This window comes from Mycobacterium asiaticum DSM 44297 (assembly GCF_000613245.1).
GTDB classification, from domain to species: Bacteria; Actinomycetota; Actinomycetes; order Mycobacteriales; family Mycobacteriaceae; genus Mycobacterium; species Mycobacterium asiaticum.
This window is the reverse complement of the sequence record NZ_HG964939.1, coordinates 652,507-669,195: the sequence shown is the minus strand read 5'-3', so window position 1 is coordinate 669,195 and position 16,689 is coordinate 652,507. Positions and strand designations below refer to the sequence as shown.

Annotated in this window: 15 protein-coding genes and 1 pseudogene; 11 read left to right on the top strand and 5 right to left on the bottom strand. The window is 65.6% G+C overall.

Annotated features, from left to right (window positions below; all coding sequences use genetic code 11):
• Positions 1 to 687, bottom strand: a 687-nt coding sequence (locus BN972_RS27175; RefSeq protein WP_036365695.1) for a PE family protein, incomplete at its 3' end; no start/stop codon positions are given.
• A gap of 535 nt (positions 688 to 1,222) precedes the next feature.
• Here BN972_RS27175 and BN972_RS27170 point away from each other — a divergent pair.
• From BN972_RS27170 to BN972_RS27160, 3 genes are read left to right on the top strand one after another with little or no spacing between them, the layout of a single operon-like run.
• Complete coding sequence (locus tag BN972_RS27170) at positions 1,223 to 1,990, top strand: fructosamine kinase family protein (protein WP_036365693.1); 768 nt, start codon at positions 1,223 to 1,225, stop codon at positions 1,988 to 1,990.
• Between the two features lie 23 nt (positions 1,991 to 2,013).
• Positions 2,014 to 2,844 (top strand): amidohydrolase family protein, encoded by an 831-nt coding sequence (locus tag BN972_RS27165; RefSeq protein ID WP_036365691.1) that lies wholly within the window; start codon positions 2,014 to 2,016, stop codon positions 2,842 to 2,844.
• On the top strand, positions 2,841 to 4,388 hold the full coding sequence (locus BN972_RS27160; protein WP_036365689.1) for an acetolactate synthase large subunit: 1,548 nt from the start codon (positions 2,841 to 2,843) through the stop codon (positions 4,386 to 4,388). The genes BN972_RS27165 and BN972_RS27160 overlap by 4 nt, the downstream gene beginning before the upstream one ends.
• Here BN972_RS27160 and BN972_RS27155 read toward each other — a convergent pair.
• From BN972_RS27155 to BN972_RS27140, 4 genes are read right to left on the bottom strand one after another with little or no spacing between them, the layout of a single operon-like run.
• Positions 4,374 to 5,048 (bottom strand): serine hydrolase, encoded by a 675-nt coding sequence (locus BN972_RS27155; protein WP_036365684.1) that lies wholly within the window; start codon positions 5,046 to 5,048, stop codon positions 4,374 to 4,376. The two genes, BN972_RS27160 and BN972_RS27155, sit on opposite strands and share 15 nt — an antisense overlap.
• Positions 5,045 to 6,550: a long-chain-fatty-acid--CoA ligase FadD17 gene (fadD17, locus tag BN972_RS27150; RefSeq protein WP_036365681.1), complete on the bottom strand. Its 1,506-nt coding sequence runs from the start codon at positions 6,548 to 6,550 to the stop codon at positions 5,045 to 5,047. Before fadD17 ends, BN972_RS27155 begins: the two co-directional genes overlap by 4 nt.
• A gap of 36 nt (positions 6,551 to 6,586) precedes the next feature.
• Complete coding sequence (locus BN972_RS27145) at positions 6,587 to 7,684, bottom strand: acyl-CoA dehydrogenase family protein (protein ID WP_036365677.1); 1,098 nt, start codon at positions 7,682 to 7,684, stop codon at positions 6,587 to 6,589.
• A 24-nt stretch (positions 7,685 to 7,708) separates the two neighbouring features.
• The gene (locus BN972_RS27140; RefSeq protein ID WP_036365674.1) at positions 7,709 to 8,890 is read right to left on the bottom strand and encodes an acyl-CoA dehydrogenase; all 1,182 of its coding nucleotides are present in this window, start codon (positions 8,888 to 8,890) and stop codon (positions 7,709 to 7,711) included.
• A 213-nt stretch (positions 8,891 to 9,103) separates the two neighbouring features.
• On the opposite strand from BN972_RS27140, the pseudogene BN972_RS28635 reads away from it, so the two are divergent.
• The 8 genes and pseudogenes from BN972_RS28635 to BN972_RS27105 all read left to right on the top strand — a co-directional run.
• Positions 9,104 to 9,294, top strand: a pseudogene (locus tag BN972_RS28635) (ferredoxin).
• Between the two features lie 24 nt (positions 9,295 to 9,318).
• Positions 9,319 to 10,227 carry a 3-oxoacyl-ACP reductase gene (locus BN972_RS27135; RefSeq protein WP_036365672.1) on the top strand — a complete coding sequence of 303 codons (909 nt, stop codon included), beginning with the start codon at positions 9,319 to 9,321 and terminating at the stop codon, positions 10,225 to 10,227.
• 236 nt (positions 10,228 to 10,463) lie between these two features.
• Entirely contained in the window at positions 10,464 to 11,228 is a 765-nt protein-coding gene (locus BN972_RS27130; RefSeq protein WP_036365668.1) for an MlaE family ABC transporter permease, read from the top strand.
• A 44-nt stretch (positions 11,229 to 11,272) separates the two neighbouring features.
• The gene (locus BN972_RS27125) at positions 11,273 to 12,115 is read left to right on the top strand and encodes an MlaE family ABC transporter permease (RefSeq protein ID WP_036365664.1); all 843 of its coding nucleotides are present in this window, start codon (positions 11,273 to 11,275) and stop codon (positions 12,113 to 12,115) included.
• Between the two features lie 5 nt (positions 12,116 to 12,120).
• Entirely contained in the window at positions 12,121 to 13,323 is a 1,203-nt protein-coding gene (locus BN972_RS27120; RefSeq protein ID WP_036365662.1) for a virulence factor Mce family protein, read from the top strand.
• Complete coding sequence (locus tag BN972_RS27115; RefSeq protein WP_036365659.1) at positions 13,323 to 14,375, top strand: MCE family protein; 1,053 nt, start codon at positions 13,323 to 13,325, stop codon at positions 14,373 to 14,375. Before BN972_RS27120 ends, BN972_RS27115 begins: the two co-directional genes overlap by 1 nt.
• A complete protein-coding gene (locus BN972_RS27110) occupies positions 14,365 to 15,426 on the top strand; it encodes an MCE family protein (RefSeq protein WP_036365657.1) in 1,062 nt (353 codons plus the stop codon). Before BN972_RS27115 ends, BN972_RS27110 begins: the two co-directional genes overlap by 11 nt.
• Positions 15,423 to 16,689: virulence factor Mce family protein (locus BN972_RS27105; RefSeq protein WP_080697243.1), on the top strand; the 1,267-nt coding region annotated here is incomplete at its 3' end. The genes BN972_RS27110 and BN972_RS27105, both read left to right, overlap by 4 nt.

Here is a 16,689-nt window from a genome sequence, read left to right as displayed (position 1 = left end):
GGCGCCGCCGGTGCCGCCACCGATGCCACCGGCCCCGCCGTTGCCGCCGCCGCCCCACAGGAAGCCACCGTTGCCGCCCGCGCCGCCGGTGCCGCCGCCAATGCCGCCGGCGCCACCCTGACCACCGAGACCCAGTAACCATCCCCCGCTACCGCCGGCACCGCCGCTGGCGCCGACGCCGCCGGTGCCGCCCGTGCCGCCGCTACCGATCAGGCCGGCGGATCCGCCGGCGCCGCCGGTCTGACCGACCGCGCCGGCGGCACCACTGCCGCCGTTTCCGAACAGAATGCCGCCGTCTCCACCGGCGCCGCCCGGGGTCGTCGCGTTGGCGCCATCACCAATTAACGGGCGACCCAGCAGCGTCTGCGTGGGCGAATTGATCACGTCCAGCAAAGCCTGCTCGGCGTTCTCTAGCTCGGTCCACACATACGCGCCGGTGCCGGCGCGCAGGGTCTGTACGAACTGCTCGTGGAACTGCGCTACCTGTGCGCTGACCGCTTGATATTCCCGGCCGTATCCGCCGAAAAGCGCAGCAATGCGAAGCGAAACTTCGTCACCGGCAGCCGCCAGCACCTGACTCGTTGAGGCTGCGGCGGCCGCGTTGGCGGCACCGATCGTCGATCCCAGTTTGGCCAGGTCAGCGGCGGCAGCCGCGACACTTTCCGCCGAAACCGAAACGAAAGACATTAAACGAAGCTCCCAGCAGGAGGGTAAAAGTTCACATATTCGCTCCACGCCGGGATCGCTTACGCAGATGTTAGTAAAAAACGATCCCGATGTCGCCGGTTTTGGCAAATTCGAAACTAATAGTGTGATCTTGATACGCAAACATCTCGGCCAGTCTCAGGACCTGCGCAGTTGAGAACCTCCGCGTACAACGCCTGAGGGATGCCTGCAAGCGAATGCGGCGGGCCCCGTCAATGCGCTGGTCTGAAGGTGGCGGCAAGCGCAGGTTTTTGGTTCGGAGGCGGCGCACCCTGAACGGTGGCATTACGGCACAGCAGGAGGCGCGCATCGCGATCGTGCTGGTAGCTCGGCCGCATCAGCAGAGGAAGAGCAGCATGAGCGGTGGTGTAATGCGCGCTGATCGGCCGTGAAGTGGGGTCGATTCCCGCGACGCGAACGGACGGATATTGTCGCGCTGGCAAATATCAGAGACACAGACACACAGGCCAGGCCGACGCCCGTCTACAGTCCCATCCATGCACTCGTCAGGCTGGTCGTGACCGACTTCGTCAAGCAACATCCGGGCGCGCCGGACGGTTACTTCTCATGGGAGGCCGCGGGCCTGCGCTGGCTTTCTGGCGCGCACGGGGGAGTGCCCTGCGCACACATCGTGTCCGTCGACGCGACGAGCCTGACGCTGCGTCGGCTTGATTCGGTGCCGCCGACGCCGGAGGCGGCGCAGGCATTCGGCCGCCGTCTGGCCGCCACCCACGATGCCGGTGCTCCTGCCTTCGGCGCCGGACCCGATGGGTGGGACGCACCCGGCTTCTTTGGACCGTTGGAACAGCCGCTGCCGATGTCGCTGCGGCGGCACCCACGCTGGGGTGAGTTCTACGCCGAGGAAAGGTTGATTCCGATGGCCGAACTCGCGGCGCCGCGCCTCGAGCCGACGAACCGCCAGTCGATCGAATCGGTGGTGGCGCGGTGCAGTGCCGGCGAATACGACGATGACGACCGCCCGGCTCGGCTGCACGGGGACTTGTGGAGCGGCAACGTGATGTGGACGCCCGACGGGGTGGTGCTGATCGATCCGGCTGCTCACGCCGGCCACCGCGAGACCGACCTGGCCATGCTTGCGCTATTCGGCTGTCCATACTTCGACGAGATCTTGTCCGGCTATCAGCAAGTGCGCCGGTTGACCGACGGCTGGCGTCACCGCGTCGGTCTGCACCAACTCTTCCCGCTGCTGGCGCACGTGGCGCTATTCGGCAAGAGTTACGCCCGGCAGACCGATGCCGCTGCGCGTGCTGCGTTGAACGCCTGATCGCGCGATATCGTCAAAGCGCGATGGCGATCGATGTGTGGATGCAGCACCCGACGCAGCGGTTCCTGCGCAGCGACATGCTGGCCTCCTTGCGACGCTGGACCGGCGGTTCCATTCCGGATGCTGACATCCCGATCGAGGCCACGATTCAAGCGATGGACGCCGCCAACGTCGGGTTCGGTTTGCTCAGTGCCTGGCTGGGACCGCATGGTCAAGATCTCGTCTCGAACGACGAGGTCCGAAGTTGGATACAGGCTCATCCGAGCAGGTTCGCCGGTTTGGCTGCGGTCGACCTCGACCGCCCGATGGACGCCGTACGCGAGCTCAGGCGCCGCATCGACGAGGGATTCGTCGGCCTTCGGGTGGTGCCCTGGCTGTGGAACGCCCCGCCAACCGACCGCCGCTACTACCCGTTGTTCGCGCAGTGTGTGGAGTCCGGTGTGCCGTTCTGCACGCAGGTCGGCCACACCGGGCCGCTGATGCCGTCGGAAACCGGACGCCCGATTCCCTACATCGACCAAGTGGCCCTCGACTTCCCCGAGTTGGTCATCGTCTGCGGACACGTCGGCTATCCGTGGACCGAGGAGATGGTCGCTGTCGCCCGCAAGCACCCGAACGTCTACATCGACACGTCGGCCTACACAATCCAGCGGCTACCGGACGAACTGGTCAAGTTCATGAAAACCGGTACCGGACAACGCAAAGTGCTGTTCGGCACCAACTACCCCATGATCAGCCACAGTCACGCCCTGGCGGCTCTTGACGAACTCGGACTCACCGACGAGGCTCGTCGAGACTTCCTGCACGACAATGCCGAGCGGGTTTTCCAGCTGCGACGAAAGGTAGTCACGTGAACGGTGCCCAGGCCCTGATCAACACGTTGGTCGACGGCGGAGTCGACGTGTGTTTCGCCAACCCGGGCACGTCGGAGATGCACTTCGTGGCCGCGCTGGACACCGTCGAGAAAATGCGTGGCGTACTAACCCTTTTCGAGGGTGTGGCAACCGGCGCCGCCGACGGCTACGCCCGCATCGCCGACCGGCCCGCGGCCGTGCTGCTGCATCTGGGACCGGGCCTGGGCAATGGCCTGGCGAACCTGCACAATGCCCGGCGCGCCCGGGTGCCGATGGTCGTCGTCGTCGGCGACCACGCCACATATCACAAAAAGTACGACGCCCCACTGGAATCCGACATCGACGCCCTCGCGGGCACCGTCTCGGGTTGGGTCCGGCGCAGCACCGCCGCCGCCGACGTCGCGACCGACACGGCCGAGGCGATCGCGGCCAGCCGCGCCGGTGCGCAGGTCGCCACGCTGATTCTGCCCGCGGACGCCTCGTGGTCCGACGGTGCCGAACCCGTCAAACCCGTCTCGTCGACGTGGTCGGGGGCAGCCACGGACGACGGTTCCGTAGCCAAGGTGCTGCGGTCGGGGGAACCCACCACGATCCTGATCGGGGGCGACGCCACCCGCGGGGCCGGGCTGGCGGCCGCCGCACGCATCGCCGAGGCGACCGGCGCCCGGCTGTTGTGCGAGACATTCCCCACCCGCCTGGAGCGCGGTGCCGGAGTGCCGGCCGTGGAGCGGCTCGGGTACTTCGCCGAAGCTGCCGCGGCTCAATTGGACGGCGCCAAACATCTGGTGTTGGCCGGGGCGAAGTCACCGGTGTCGTTTTTCGCCTACCCGGGCATGCCCAGCGATCTGGTGCCCGCGGGTTGCGAAGTGCACATGTTGGCCGAAGCTACCGGCGCCGGAGTGGCTTTGGCCGCGCTGGCCGAGAAGTTGGCGCCCGGAACGACAGCCTCGCTGGCGCCCGCATCTCGGCCACAACTGCCGTCGGGTCAGCTGACCTCGGCCTCGGCCGCCGACGTGATCGGGGCGCTGCTGCCGGAGCGGGCCATCGTGGTGGACGAGTCCAACACTTCGGGAGTGTTGCTGGCTCAGGCGACCGCCGGAGCGCCGGCGCACGACTGGTTGACTCTGACCGGGGGAGCGATCGGGTACGGAATCCCGACGGCGGTGGGTGCCGCGGTCGCCGCGCCCGACCGTCCCGTGATTTGTCTGGAATCCGATGGGTCGGCCATGTACACGATCTCCGGCCTATGGACGCAGGCCCGCGAAAACCTCGACGTCACCACCGTGATCTACAACAACGGCGCCTACGACATCTTGCGGCTCGAGCTGCAGCGGGTCGGCGCCGGGTCCGCTCCGGGCCCCAAAGCGCTGGACCTGCTCGATATCTCGCGTCCCTCCATGGATTTCGTCAAGATCGCGGAAGGCATGGGTGTGCCCGCCCGCGGGGTCACCACCGCAGAGGAGCTCGCTGCCGCGTTGCGGGACGCTCTAGCCGAGCCCGGCCCGCATCTGATCGACGCGGTGGTGCCGTCACTGCTGGGTTAGGTCACTCAGCCGGCTGAATAGCCATTCGGTCAGCCGGTCGAGCGCAGCCACACCGTCTTCGAAGGTCGCCGCGTCAGCCGCCAATGCCACGCCGAGCCGTCTCGGCGCAATGACGCCGAATTGGCGTACCAGATAGCCGTTCTGAATGCCTGGTCCCCAACCACCCTTGGCCGCAACACCTTTGGCAGCCAAGCCCCAGCGCTGTCGAGGCAACAGGCCGCGCATCAAGTCGAGCACCTGGGCATGATCCATCCTGGCAGCGAACAACGCCTGCCGCTCCAGAGACCAGTGGGTCTGCCCGAACGCGGTGTACGGCGGCCGCAGCCGCCGGGATTCGACCACGGTGCTTGGATCTCCGCACTCGGCAAGCACGGCCTGAACCCGCCGTGCGGCTTCCGTGGGTTCCCCAAGGAGCGACCACAGCTGCTCTGATGCGGGGTTGTCGGATTCGCGTATCGCCCTGATGACCAACGGTTCTGCAGCCGACGCATCAGCACGCAGCGCCGCGATGGCCAACGGCACTTTGATGGTCGACCACGCCACCCCGATGGACCATTCGCCGAACGGGCGCACTGCGGTGCCTTCCGCCACAGCTACGCCGACCCGCGCGGGAATCGTCGCGGCAAGCTCGTCGAAGTTCGCGGTGAGCCCCTTGCTCACTGGCGGATCCGGAACACCGGGTCCGCGCAGTCGACCCCCTCGGCCGAGAGCTGACGCTTGAGCACCTTGAATGTCACCGTCCCGGGCAGTCCCGCACTGACCCGAACGTAGGATGGCCACTGCTTCGGTCCGAGATCGGGCTGTTCGGCGAGAAAGGCCTGGAACTTCGAGGCGTCAAACGTTGCTCCCGAAGCCATCACCAGCGCCGCCATCACCTGGTCGCCCACCACCGGATCGGGCACTGGATATACCGCAACTTCCAGCACGTCGGGATAGCGCATCAGTACCCGCTCGATTGGGGCGGTGCCCAGGTTTTCGCCGTCGACCCGCATCCAATCACCGAGCCGGCCGGCGAAGTAGACGTACCCCGCCTCGTCGCGATAGGCGAGATCGCCGCTGTGGTAAATGCCGCCGGCCATCCGCTCGGCCTCGGCCGCCTCGTCGTTGTAATACCCCTCGAAGCGGCCCGGACCGGCGGTATTCACCAGTTCACCGACCACCCCGGCCAGACACGGCGTACCGGTGTCGGGATCGACGATCTGGATCCCGTCCGGCAGGGGGCCGAGCGATCCCGCTGGCGTGTCGGGGGTACGTGCGATCGCCACGCCGCCTTCGGTAGAGCCGAACCCGTCCTGCACGATGCAACCAAATCTGCGGCCGAACCGCTCGATATCGGCCGGCACGCCTTCGTTGCCGTATACCGCGCGCAATGGGTTGTCGGCGTCATCCGGTTGCTGGGGTGTGGCGAGCACATAAGACAACGGCTTGCCAACGTAATTCGCATAGGTGGCGCCATACCGGCGCACATCCGGCAAGAACCCGGAGGCAGAGAACTTGCGCCGCAACGCCAGCGAGCCCCGGCACGCGGCCGCGACCGCCCAGCCGACCAGCACCGCATTGGAATGGAACAACGGCATCGATACGTAGCAGACGTCGTCAACACCCAGCCCGAAGCGCCCAGACATCGTCACACCGGCGATCGCCACCTTGCCATGACTGCACTTCACCGCTTTCGGCTCACCACTGGTGCCCGAAGTGAAGATCAGCATGAAAAGGTCCGCAGCGGAAGCGGATTGAAATGCAAGCGAGCAATCTGCATGAGCAGCAATCTCATTCGCCCACGCGACGGAGTCGACGTCGATGTAATCGATACCGTCCAGCGTCGCCGCCGATGCGGAGTCGGCCAGCACCAGTTGGCAGTCCGCGTGCTTGATGTCTCGTTCCAGCGCCGCGCCGCGCCGCACCGGGTTCAGACCCACCGGGATGATGCCCGACATTCCGGCGGCCACCAGCATCGCCGAGAAGAACGGGGTGTTCTGCAGCAGCACCCCGACGTGCGGTGGGCGCGCCGGGTCGAGCCGGGCCCGCAGCGCCGCGGCAATCGCCGCGCCGTGCCGTAGGTGGTCCCGCCAGCTGGTGAACGAATCCTCGAAAAAGACGCCGCGATCGTCGATTTCGGCCAGCGGCACCAACAGGTCGGTGACCGTGGGGTCAGGGCTCATGAGCTCACGTCACCCGTTCGCCGCAAAGAAAGCCGATCAGGCGGGCGTCTCAGCGAGCTCTCGACCGATCTGCCGCAGCTGCCCGGTGGCGCCGCCCAGCGCGAATTCGGTTTCCTTGGCGGCCAGGAAGTAGCGGTGTACCGGGTGATCGGTGTCCACACCGACGCCGCCGTGCACGTGCACGATGGTGTGCGCCACTCGATGCCCGGCATCGGCGGCCCAAAATGCCGCGGAGGCAACGTCGATTTCGGCGGGAATGTCCTCGGCGACCTTCCAGGCGGCCTGCGTCAGCGTCAGCCGCAGTCCCTTGACATCGATGTAGCCGTCGGCCATTCGTTGACCAACCGCCTGGAAGCTGCCGATCGGGCGGTCGAATTGCTCACGGGTGCGGGCGTATTCGGCGGTCATGTGCAGGCCACGCTCTAGCACACCCAACTGATAGGCGCTGCGGCCCAGGGTGGCAATCGTACGCAGCCACACCAGCGCGTCGGCGCCGCCGACGCGACGAGCGGAATCCACCACCACGCCCTCTAGCGCCAGATGCCCGACGCTGCCCAGGCCGGTAGTTTGCAGCGGGGTTACCGTCACTCCCGGGTCGTCCGCGGCGACGAGGAAAACGGCGGTGCCGGAATCGGTTTCGGCGGAAACGAGGAAGGCGTCGGCCACCGGACCGAAGGAAACTTGGGTGCGGCTGCCGGTCAACCGGTGCCCGCCGGACTCCGCGGCGGCCTGCACCGGACCCTCGCCCATCTCGCCGTCCAGCGCGGCGGTCAGGATCTTCTCGCCCCGCACCGCGGGCGCACCCCAATCCTGCTGCAGTGACTCGGAGCCGAACCGGGCCAGTGCCCCCGCGCCCAGCACCACCGACTCCAGGTACGGCACCGCCGCCAGTTGGTGGCCGAGCGCCACCAGAATCGCGACCTGTTCGAGGACACCGAAGCCGTCGCCACCCACCTGGGCGGCGGACGCGCTGGTCAGGATGTCGCTGTCGATGAGCTTGCGCCACAAATCCCGGTCGAACCGTTGCTCGAGCTTGTCCAGCTCGCGCTGATGCTCGGGCGTGCATACGGAGTCGACGATGGTGTCGACCAGGCCCCCGAGGTCCTGGGCCGCTTCGGTTGTCGAGAAATCCATGAATGTCCGTCCTTTACAGGGAGATCAGCGGCTGGCTCGCGGCAGGCCCAGCGCGACCATGCCGATGATGTCGCGCTGGACTTCATTGGTGCCCCCACCAAAAGTCAGGATCAGGCACGCCCGGTGCATCCGTTCCACCCGGCCGCGCAGCAGTGCGCCGGGGGAGTCCTGCCGCAACGTTGCGCCGGTGCCCAGCACCTCCATCAGGAGCCGGTAAGCCTCGGTGGCCAGCTCGGTCCCGTACACCTTGGCGGCCGAGGCGTCAGCCGGCGACAGGGATTCGCTCTGCGAGGACGACAGTTCCCAGTTGATCAGCTTGAGCACTTCGGCTTTGGCGTGCACGCGGGCCAGGTTGATCTGCACCCACTCCGAATCAATGACGCGCGCGCCGCCGAAGTCCTTGGTGTTCTGCGCCCATTCGCGCACCTCACGCAGGGCCAAGAAGATCGGTGCCGAGGAGACCAGCGCGACCCGCTCGTGGTTGAGCTGATTGGTCACCAACTTCCAGCCGGCGTTCTCCTCGCCGACCAGATTCGTCACCGGCACCCGCACGTCGGTGTAGTAGGTGGCACTGGTGTCGGGACCGGCCATGGTGTGCACCGGTGTCCAGGAGAAGCCCTCGGCGGTCGTCGGCACGATCAGCATTGAGATTCCGCGGTGTTTCTTGGCCTCGGGATTGGTGCGCACCGCCAGCCACACGTAATCGGCGTACGCGATCAGGCTGGTCCACATCTTCTGGCCGTTGATCACGTACTCGTCGCCATCGCGGACGGCAGTCGTGCGCAGGTTGGCCAGGTCGGTCCCGGCGCCCGGTTCCGAATAGCCGATCGAGAAGTGCAGGTCGCCGGCGGCGATCTTGGGCAGGAAAAACTTCTTCTGCTCCTCGGTGCCGAACGCCATGATCGTCGGCGCCACGCTGTTGATCGTCAGGAAAGGAACCGGGGCGCCGGCCAATGCGGCCTCATCGGTGAAGATCAGCGAGTCCATCGGGCTCCGGTCCTGGCCGCCGTACTCCTTGGGCCAGTTCAGGGTGAGCCACCCGTCCTTGCCCATCTGCGCGACGGTCTCCCGGTAGACGTTTCCGGTGCCGTATTCACCCTGGACCGAGCTCAGCGCCTCGCGACGCTCGGGAGTCATCAGCTTGTCGAAGTACGAACGCAGCTCGCGCCGCAGCTCCTCCTGTTCCGGGGTGTAACTGATGCGCATTGCTGCCGCCTCCGATCAAGCGATCGTGCTGGTAACCGGGGCCGCCCCGCACGCGGCGGCCACCCATTCGTCTCCCCGGTTGTAACACGTTCTAGTCTTGGAATCCAGCGACCCTATCTTCAGACGTACCGGAGCCCTAGTGTGTTGCTACATACTGATCGAGTTGGACAAGGCGTGTTTCCGAACTCCCAGCCCAGGTTCAAGGAGGATGCCGTGCGAGTGAAAGTGGACCGTGACCGTTGCGAAGGTAACGCCGTGTGCTTGGGAATTGCGCCGGATATCTTCGATCTCGATGACGAGGACTATGCGGTCGTGAAGACCGATCCGATCCCCCCGACCAGGAAGATCTGGCCGAGCAATCGATCGCCGAATGCCCACGCGCCGCGCTGTTGCGTGAGGACTGAACCGAAACTAGAGGTATTCATAAATTGAGTAGCAGCACGAACGCGACCGATCTGTCCGGCAAGGTCGCGGTGGTGACCGGTGCCGCCGCCGGCCTGGGCCGCGCCGAGGCGATAGGCCTCGCCCGGTTGGGCGCAACCGTCGTCGTCAACGACATCGCCTCCGGCCTGGACTCCTCCGACGTCATCGACGAGATCAGCGCGGCAGGCTCCAAAGCGATTGCCGTCGCGGGCGATATCAGCCAGCGTTCCACCGCCGACGAGTTACTGAGCACGGCCGACGGCCTGGGCGGACTGGACATCGTGGTCAACAACGCCGGCATCACCCGCGATCGGATGCTGTTCAACATGAGCGACGAGGACTGGGACCAGGTGATCGCCGTGCACCTGCGGGGTCATTTCCTGCTCACCCGCAACGCCGCCACCTACTGGCGCGGCAAAGCCAAAGAAAGCCCGGAGGGCCGCGTTTTCGGCCGCATCATCAACACCTCTTCGGAGGCAGGACTGGTCGGACCGGTCGGGCAGGCCAACTATGGTGCCGCCAAGGCGGGCATCACGGCGCTGACCCTCTCGGCGGCGCGGGCGCTGGGCCGCTATGGCGTGTGCGCCAATGCGATCTGCCCGCGGGCGCGCACCGCTATGACGGCCGACGTGTTCGGGGCAGCCCCCGAGGACGCCGACATCGACCCGCTCTCGCCGGAGCACGTGGTCACCCTGGTGCAGTTCCTGGCGTCACCGGCGGCCGCGGAAGTCAACGGCCAGGTGTTCATCGTCTACGGCCCCCGGGTGACCCTGGTGGCCGCCCCAACGGTGGAGCACCAGTTCCAGGCGGACGCCGCCGCGTGGGAGCCGGGACAGCTCAGCGCGACGCTGCAGGATTACTTTGCTGGTCGCGATCCGGAACACAATTTCGCCGCCACCAGCGTGATGGGGTGAGGGAAGCGCCATAAAAGGCTTGACACCGGCTCGCCGGCTCGCAAGCGGGCGGCCAGGTCAGCACAGATGGAGAGGAAATACCAGCTAGGCATATTTGCTGCAAAATATTCCGGGGTTCATCGACACCCGGAACTTGTTCTAGTTAGTATGAGCCGGCTCACACCAAGCAACGAGTCAACCAACGGTGTGTTCAGGGCATAACGATTCGCCGCGAGCAGCAGATTGGGGGACCCGGGTTGTTGCAGAAGCTTGCCGTACCGGCCCGGGGCGTCGGCGGATTCTTCGAGATGTCAATAGAGACCGCGCGTGCCGCCTTTCGGCGGCCTTTTCAATTCCGGGAGTTTCTCGACCAGACCTGGATGATCGCGCGGGTGTCCCTGGTGCCGACGCTGTTGGTCTCCATCCCGTTCACGGTGCTGGTCGCCTTCACCCTGAATATCCTGTTGCGTGAGATCGGCGCGGCCGACTTGTCCGGTGCCGGAACCGCGTTCGGCACCATCACCCAGCTGGGCCCGGTGGTGACGGTGCTCGTGGTGGCCGGCGCCGGTGCCACCGCGATCTGCGCGGACCTCGGCGCCCGCACCATCCGCGAGGAGATCGACGCGATGCGGGTGCTGGGCATCGATCCGATCCAGCGGCTCGTGGTGCCCCGAGTGTTGGCCAGCATGCTGGTTGCGGTGTTGCTCAACGGCTTGGTGTGCCTCATCGGATTGTCTGGTGGCTACGCCTTTTCGGTGTTCCTGCAGGGCGTCAACCCCGGGTCATTCATCAACGGGCTGACGGTGCTGACCGGGTTGCGGGAATTGATCCTCGCCGAAGTCAAGGCCTTGCTGTTCGGGGTGATGGCCGGCCTGGTCGGTTGCTATCGCGGGTTGACCGTCAAAGGCGGGCCCAAGGGCGTCGGCAACGCCGTCAACGAAACCGTCGTCTACGCCTTCATCTGTCTGTTCGTGATCAACGTGGTGATGACCGCCATCGGCGTCAGAATCTCGGCCAAGTAGGGCGAGGTAACGAATGACGACGGACGAGCGATGGTGAGCATGCGATGAGCTACGACGTCACCTTTCGCCTACGCAACTTCTTCTCGAGGTTCTCTGAACCTGTCGACAACTTTGGCGAGCAGGCGTTGTTCTACGGCGAGACGGTGCGTTACGTCCCCAACGCCCTGACCCGCTATCGCAAAGAGACCATCCGGCTGATCGCCGAGATGACGCTCGGTGCGGGTGCGCTGATCATGATCGGCGGCACCGTCGGTGTCGCGGCGTTCCTCACCCTGGCCTCCGGCGGCGTCATCGCGGTGCAGGGGTATTCGTCGCTGGGAAACATCGGCATCGAGGCGCTCACCGGATTCCTCTCGGCCTTCCTCAACGTCCGCGTGGTCGCGCCGGTCATCGCGGGCATCGCGCTGGCGGCCACCATCGGCGCCGGCGCCACCGCGCAGCTGGGCGCGATGCGGGTTTCCGAAGAAATCGACGCGGTGGAGTGCATGGCGGTGCACTCGGTGTCCTACCTGGTGTCCACTCGACTGATCGCAGGCTTGGTGGCGATCATTCCGCTTTACTCCCTTTCGGTGCTGGCCGCGTTCTTCGCCGCCCGGTTCACCACGGTGTTCATCAACGGGCAGTCAGCGGGCCTGTATGACCATTACTTCAACACCTTCCTGATTCCGTCCGACCTGCTCTGGTCGTTCGCGCAGGCGATCGCGATGTCGATCGCTGTCATGCTCGTCCATACCTATTACGGCTACAACGCCAGCGGCGGATCGGTCGGCGTCGGCATCGCCGTCGGTCAGGCGGTGCGCACGTCGCTGATCGTGGTGGTGGTCATTACGCTGTTCATCTCCCTCGCCGTCTACGGCTCCTCCGGCAACTTCAACCTCTCGGGATAACGACGATGTCCGACACGGGATCACGACGCACTGCCGGCCGGGTGGCCGCCGCGGTGCTGGCTGGTCTGCTGGTGGCGTCGGCGGTCTTGACCTACCTGTCCTATACGGCCGCCTTCACGTCGACCGAAACCGTCACGGTTGTGTCGCACCGGGCCGGGTTGGTGATGGAAAAGGGCGCCAAGGTCAAGTTCCGTGGCATTCAGGTCGGCAAGGTGGAGGACATCGCCTACAGCGGAGACCAGGCGCGCCTGACATTGGCCATCAACAGTGGCGAAATGCGCTACATCCCGTCGAACGCGACGGTGAACATCGGCGGGAACACGATCTTCGGTGCGAAGTCAGTGGAGTTCATCCCGCCCAAAGACCCGGCGCAGACCTCGCTACGGCCGGGCGCCCGGGTGGAGGCCAAAGACGTTCAGCTGGAAGTCAACACGCTGTTCCAGTCGCTGATGAATGTGCTGCACAAGGTGGACCCGGTGGAGTTGAACGGGACGCTGAGCGCACTTTCGGAAGGCCTTCGTGGTCACGGTGACGACCTGGGCGCAACGTTGACCGGACTGAACACCCTTACCCGCCAGGCCAATCCGAAGCTGCCCGCGCTGCAGGAAGACTTCCGCCAGGCCGGGCTGGCCCTGGGCTACTACGGTGACGCCGCGCCCGACCTCAACACGGTGATCGGCAACCTGCCCACGATCAGCAGAACCGTGGTAGATCAGCAGAACAACCTCAACACCACGTTGCTGGCCACGATCGGGTTGGCCAACAACGGTTACGAGACACTGGCGCCCGCCGAAGAGAACCTGATCGCCACCATCAACCGGTTGCGGGCCCCGCTGAAGGTGGCCGCGGACTACTCGCCCGAGTTCGGCTGCCTGCTGGCCGGCATCGACCGCGGCGTCAAGGAGTTCGCACCGTTGATCGGTGTCCGCAAGGCCGGCCTGTTCACCTCGTCGAGTTTCGTCCTGGGCGCGCCGTCCTACACCTATCCGGAAAGCCTGCCGATTGTGAACGCGTCCGGCGGTCCGAACTGCCGTGGCCTGCCCGACATCCCGACCAAGCAGACCGGCGGGTCGTTCTACCGAGCCCCGTTCCTGGTCACCGACAATGCGCTTATCCCGTACGAGCCGTACACCGAGCTGCAATTCGACGCGCCGTCTACCCTGCAGTTCCTGTTCCACGGCGCCTTCGCAGAACGGGACGACTTCTGATGGCCGGCGGTGGCATGCCATCGCACCGGTCGATGGTGATCAAGGTCAGCGTCTTCACCGTGGTGATGTTGTTGGTGACCGCGGCATTGGTTGTAGTTTTCGGCGATTTCCGGTTTGGATCGGAAAGCACTTACCACGCCACCTTCATCGACGCGTCAAAGCTGAAGGCAGGCCAGAAGGTCCGCATTGCCGGCGTGCCGGTCGGGGCGGTGTCCGGTGTCAAGCTCAATCCCGACAACACCGTCGACGTCGAATTCGGCGTCGACGAGCGCTACACGCTGTACTCGTCCACACGTGCGGTGATCCGCTACGAAAACCTGGTCGGCGACCGGTTTTTGGAGATCACTTCCGGCCCGGGGGAGCTGCGCAAGCTGCCCAAGGGCGGCACCATCAACGCCCAGCACACGCAGCCCGCCCTGGATCTGGATGCGCTGCTCGGCGGTCTCAAGCCGGTGCTCAAGGGCCTGGACGCCGACAAGATCAACACGATCAGCAGCGCCGTCATCGAATTGTTGCAGGGCCAAGGTGGCGCCCTGGCCAGCGTGCTGGCCGACACCAGTTCCTTCTCGTCGACGCTGGGCAAGCGCGACCAACTCATCGGTGACGTGATCAGCAACCTGAACACGGTTTTGGGCACCATCGACGAGCGCAGCGCCAAGTTCTCGGCCAGCGTCGACCAGTTCCAGCAGCTGATCGAAGGGCTCGCCAAGAACCGCGATCCGATCGCCGGCGCCATCCCGCCGCTGTCGTCGACAGTCACCGACCTGACCGAGGTGCTGCAAACCTCGCGCCGGCCGCTGCAGGGTGTGCTGGAAAACGCCCGGCCGTTCGCCACCGAACTGGACACCCGCAAAGCCGAGATCAACAACGACGTCGAGCAACTGGGCGAGGATTACCTGCGGTTGGCGGCACTGGGCACCTACGGGTCGTTCTTCAACATCTACTTCTGCTCGGTCACCATCAAGATCAATGGGCCGGCCGGTTCCGACATTCGACTGGGCCTGGGCGGCTCGGTCGATCCCAGCAAGGGGAGGTGCGCCTTTGCCAAGTAACTCACGGGATCGCGACCCGCTGCGCACCGGAACCATCGGCCTGGTCGTGGTGGTATCCGTCATGCTCGTCGCGTTCGGCTACTCCAAGCTGCCGTTCTGGCCGCAGGGCCGCAGCTACCAGGCGTATTTCAGCGACGCGGGCGGCATCAGGCCCGGCAACAACGTTCTGGTCTCCGGCGTCAAGGTCGGCAAGGTGACCGAGGTGAGCCTGGCTGGCGACAGCGCCAAGATCGTGTTCGATGTGGACCGGCATGTCAACGTCGGCGACCAGTCCTTGGCGGCCATCCGCACCGACACCATCCTCGGCGAGCGCTCGATCTCGGTGAGTCCCGCCGGATCCGGGCATGCGACATCGATCCCGTTGAGCCGCACCACCACGCCCTACACGCTGGCCGGCGCGCTGGAGGATCTGGGCCAGAACGCCAACAACCTCAACAAGCCCCAATTCGAGCAGGCGTTGCGGGTGCTCACCGAGACGCTGCACGACGCGACGCCGGGACTGCGCGGGACGCTGGATGGCCTGACGACCCTGTCCCGCACGTTGAACAGCCGGGACGACGCGCTGCAAACCCTGCTGGCGCACGCGAAGTCGGTGACGGCCGTGCTCTCCGACCGCGCCGCGCAAGTCCGGAGCCTGGTCAACGACGGCAACCAACTGTTCGCGGCGCTCGACGAGCGACGCGCCGCGTTGAGCGCGCTGATCGGTGGCATCGATGACGTGTCCGCGCAGCTGTCCGGGTTTGTCAACGACAACCGCAAGGAGTTCGGCCCGGCGTTGACCAAGGTCAACCAGGTCCTGTCGAACCTCAACGAGCGCCGCGACTACATCACCGAAGCCCTCAAGCGCCTGCCCACCTACGCGACCACGCTGGGCGAGGTCGTGAGCTCCGGACCGGGCTTCAACGTCAATGTGTATGGCGCGATTCCGGCGCCAGCGGTCGCGATGATGTTCGACTTCGTGTTCCAGCCGGGCAAGCTTCCGGATAGCCTCGCTGACTACCTGCGCGGCATGATCCAGGAGCGTTGGACGATCAGGCCGAAGTCGCCATGACGACCAAGCAGCGCTTCGGGCGCAAGGGATTGCGGACCGTCACGATCATCGCGCTGGTGGCGGCGTTACTGGGTGGCGCGTACACGTTGTTCTCCGCCAGTGGCGGTGGCCGCAAGCTCACCGCCTACTTCACCTCCGCGGTCGGCCTGTACCCGGGGGACGAGGTGCGCATCCTCGGTGTGCCGGTGGGTGAGATCGAGTCGATTGAGCCGCGGGCACAGGACGTCAAGATCACCATGAACGTCTCCGAGGACGTCAAGATCCCCGCGGATGCCAAGGCCGTGATCATGTCGCCGAACCTGGTGGCGGCCAGGTTCATTCAGCTCACCCCGGCTTACACCCGCGGTCCCGCGCTGTCCGACGGCGCCAGCATCGATCTGTCGCGCACCGCGGTGCCAGTGGAGTGGGATGAAGTCAAGGAAGCCCTGACGAAGTTGTCAGTCCAGCTCAGCCCCGCCGCGGGTGAGATGCAGGGCCCGCTGGGCCAGGCGATCAACCAGGCCGCGAACACTTTGAACGGCAACGGCGACTCGTTCCACAGTGCGCTGCTGGAACTTTCGCAAGTTGCCGGCCGCCTCGGGGATTCCCGCAACGACATCTTCGGCACCGTCAAGAGCCTGCAGATCCTCGTCGATGCCCTCTCGCAGAGCAACGAGCAGATCGTGCAGTTCGCAGGGCATGTGGCATCGGTGTCGCAGGTACTTGCCGACAGCTCGCGCAATCTGGACAACACCCTGGCCACCTTGAACCAGGCGCTCTCGGACGTCCGGGGGTTTTTGCACGAGAACAACTCGACGCTGATCGATACGGTCAATCAGCTCACCGACTTGACCCAGACCCTGAGCGACCAGAGCGACAACATCGAGCAGGTCCTGCACGTGGCGGGGCCCGGCATCACCAACTTCTACAACATCTACGACCCCGCGCAGGGCACCCTGAACGGTCTGCTCTCGCTGCCGAACTTCACCAACCCGGTTCAGTTCATCTGCGGCGGCTCGTTCGACACCCAGGGCGGGCCCTCCTCGCCGGACTACTTCCGCCGCGCCGAGCTGTGCCGGGAACGGCTGGGACCGGTGCTGCGGCGGCTCACCGCGAACTTCCCGCCGATCATGTTCCACCCGCTCAACACCATCACGGCCTACAAGGGTCAGATCATCTACGACACCCCGGCTACCCAGGCCAAGGCCGAGACGCCAGTTCCCGAGTTGACCTGGATCCCCGCTAGGGATCAGGCAAACCCGCACCCGGCAGCAACACCACCGA

Coding starts and splice junctions, on each gene's coding strand:
- BN972_RS27165 (WP_036365691.1), top strand. CDS start 2,014: ATGGCGATCGATGTGTGGATGCAGCACCCGACGCAGCGGTTCCTGCGC.
- fadD17 (WP_036365681.1), bottom strand. CDS start 6,550: ATGAGCCCTGACCCCACGGTCACCGACCTGTTGGTGCCGCTGGCCGAA.
- BN972_RS27145 (WP_036365677.1), bottom strand. CDS start 7,684: ATGGATTTCTCGACAACCGAAGCGGCCCAGGACCTCGGGGGCCTGGTC.
- BN972_RS27140 (WP_036365674.1), bottom strand. CDS start 8,890: ATGCGCATCAGTTACACCCCGGAACAGGAGGAGCTGCGGCGCGAGCTG.
- BN972_RS27125 (WP_036365664.1), top strand. CDS start 11,273: ATGAGCTACGACGTCACCTTTCGCCTACGCAACTTCTTCTCGAGGTTC.
- BN972_RS27120 (WP_036365662.1), top strand. CDS start 12,121: ATGTCCGACACGGGATCACGACGCACTGCCGGCCGGGTGGCCGCCGCG.
- BN972_RS27115 (WP_036365659.1), top strand. CDS start 13,323: ATGGCCGGCGGTGGCATGCCATCGCACCGGTCGATGGTGATCAAGGTC.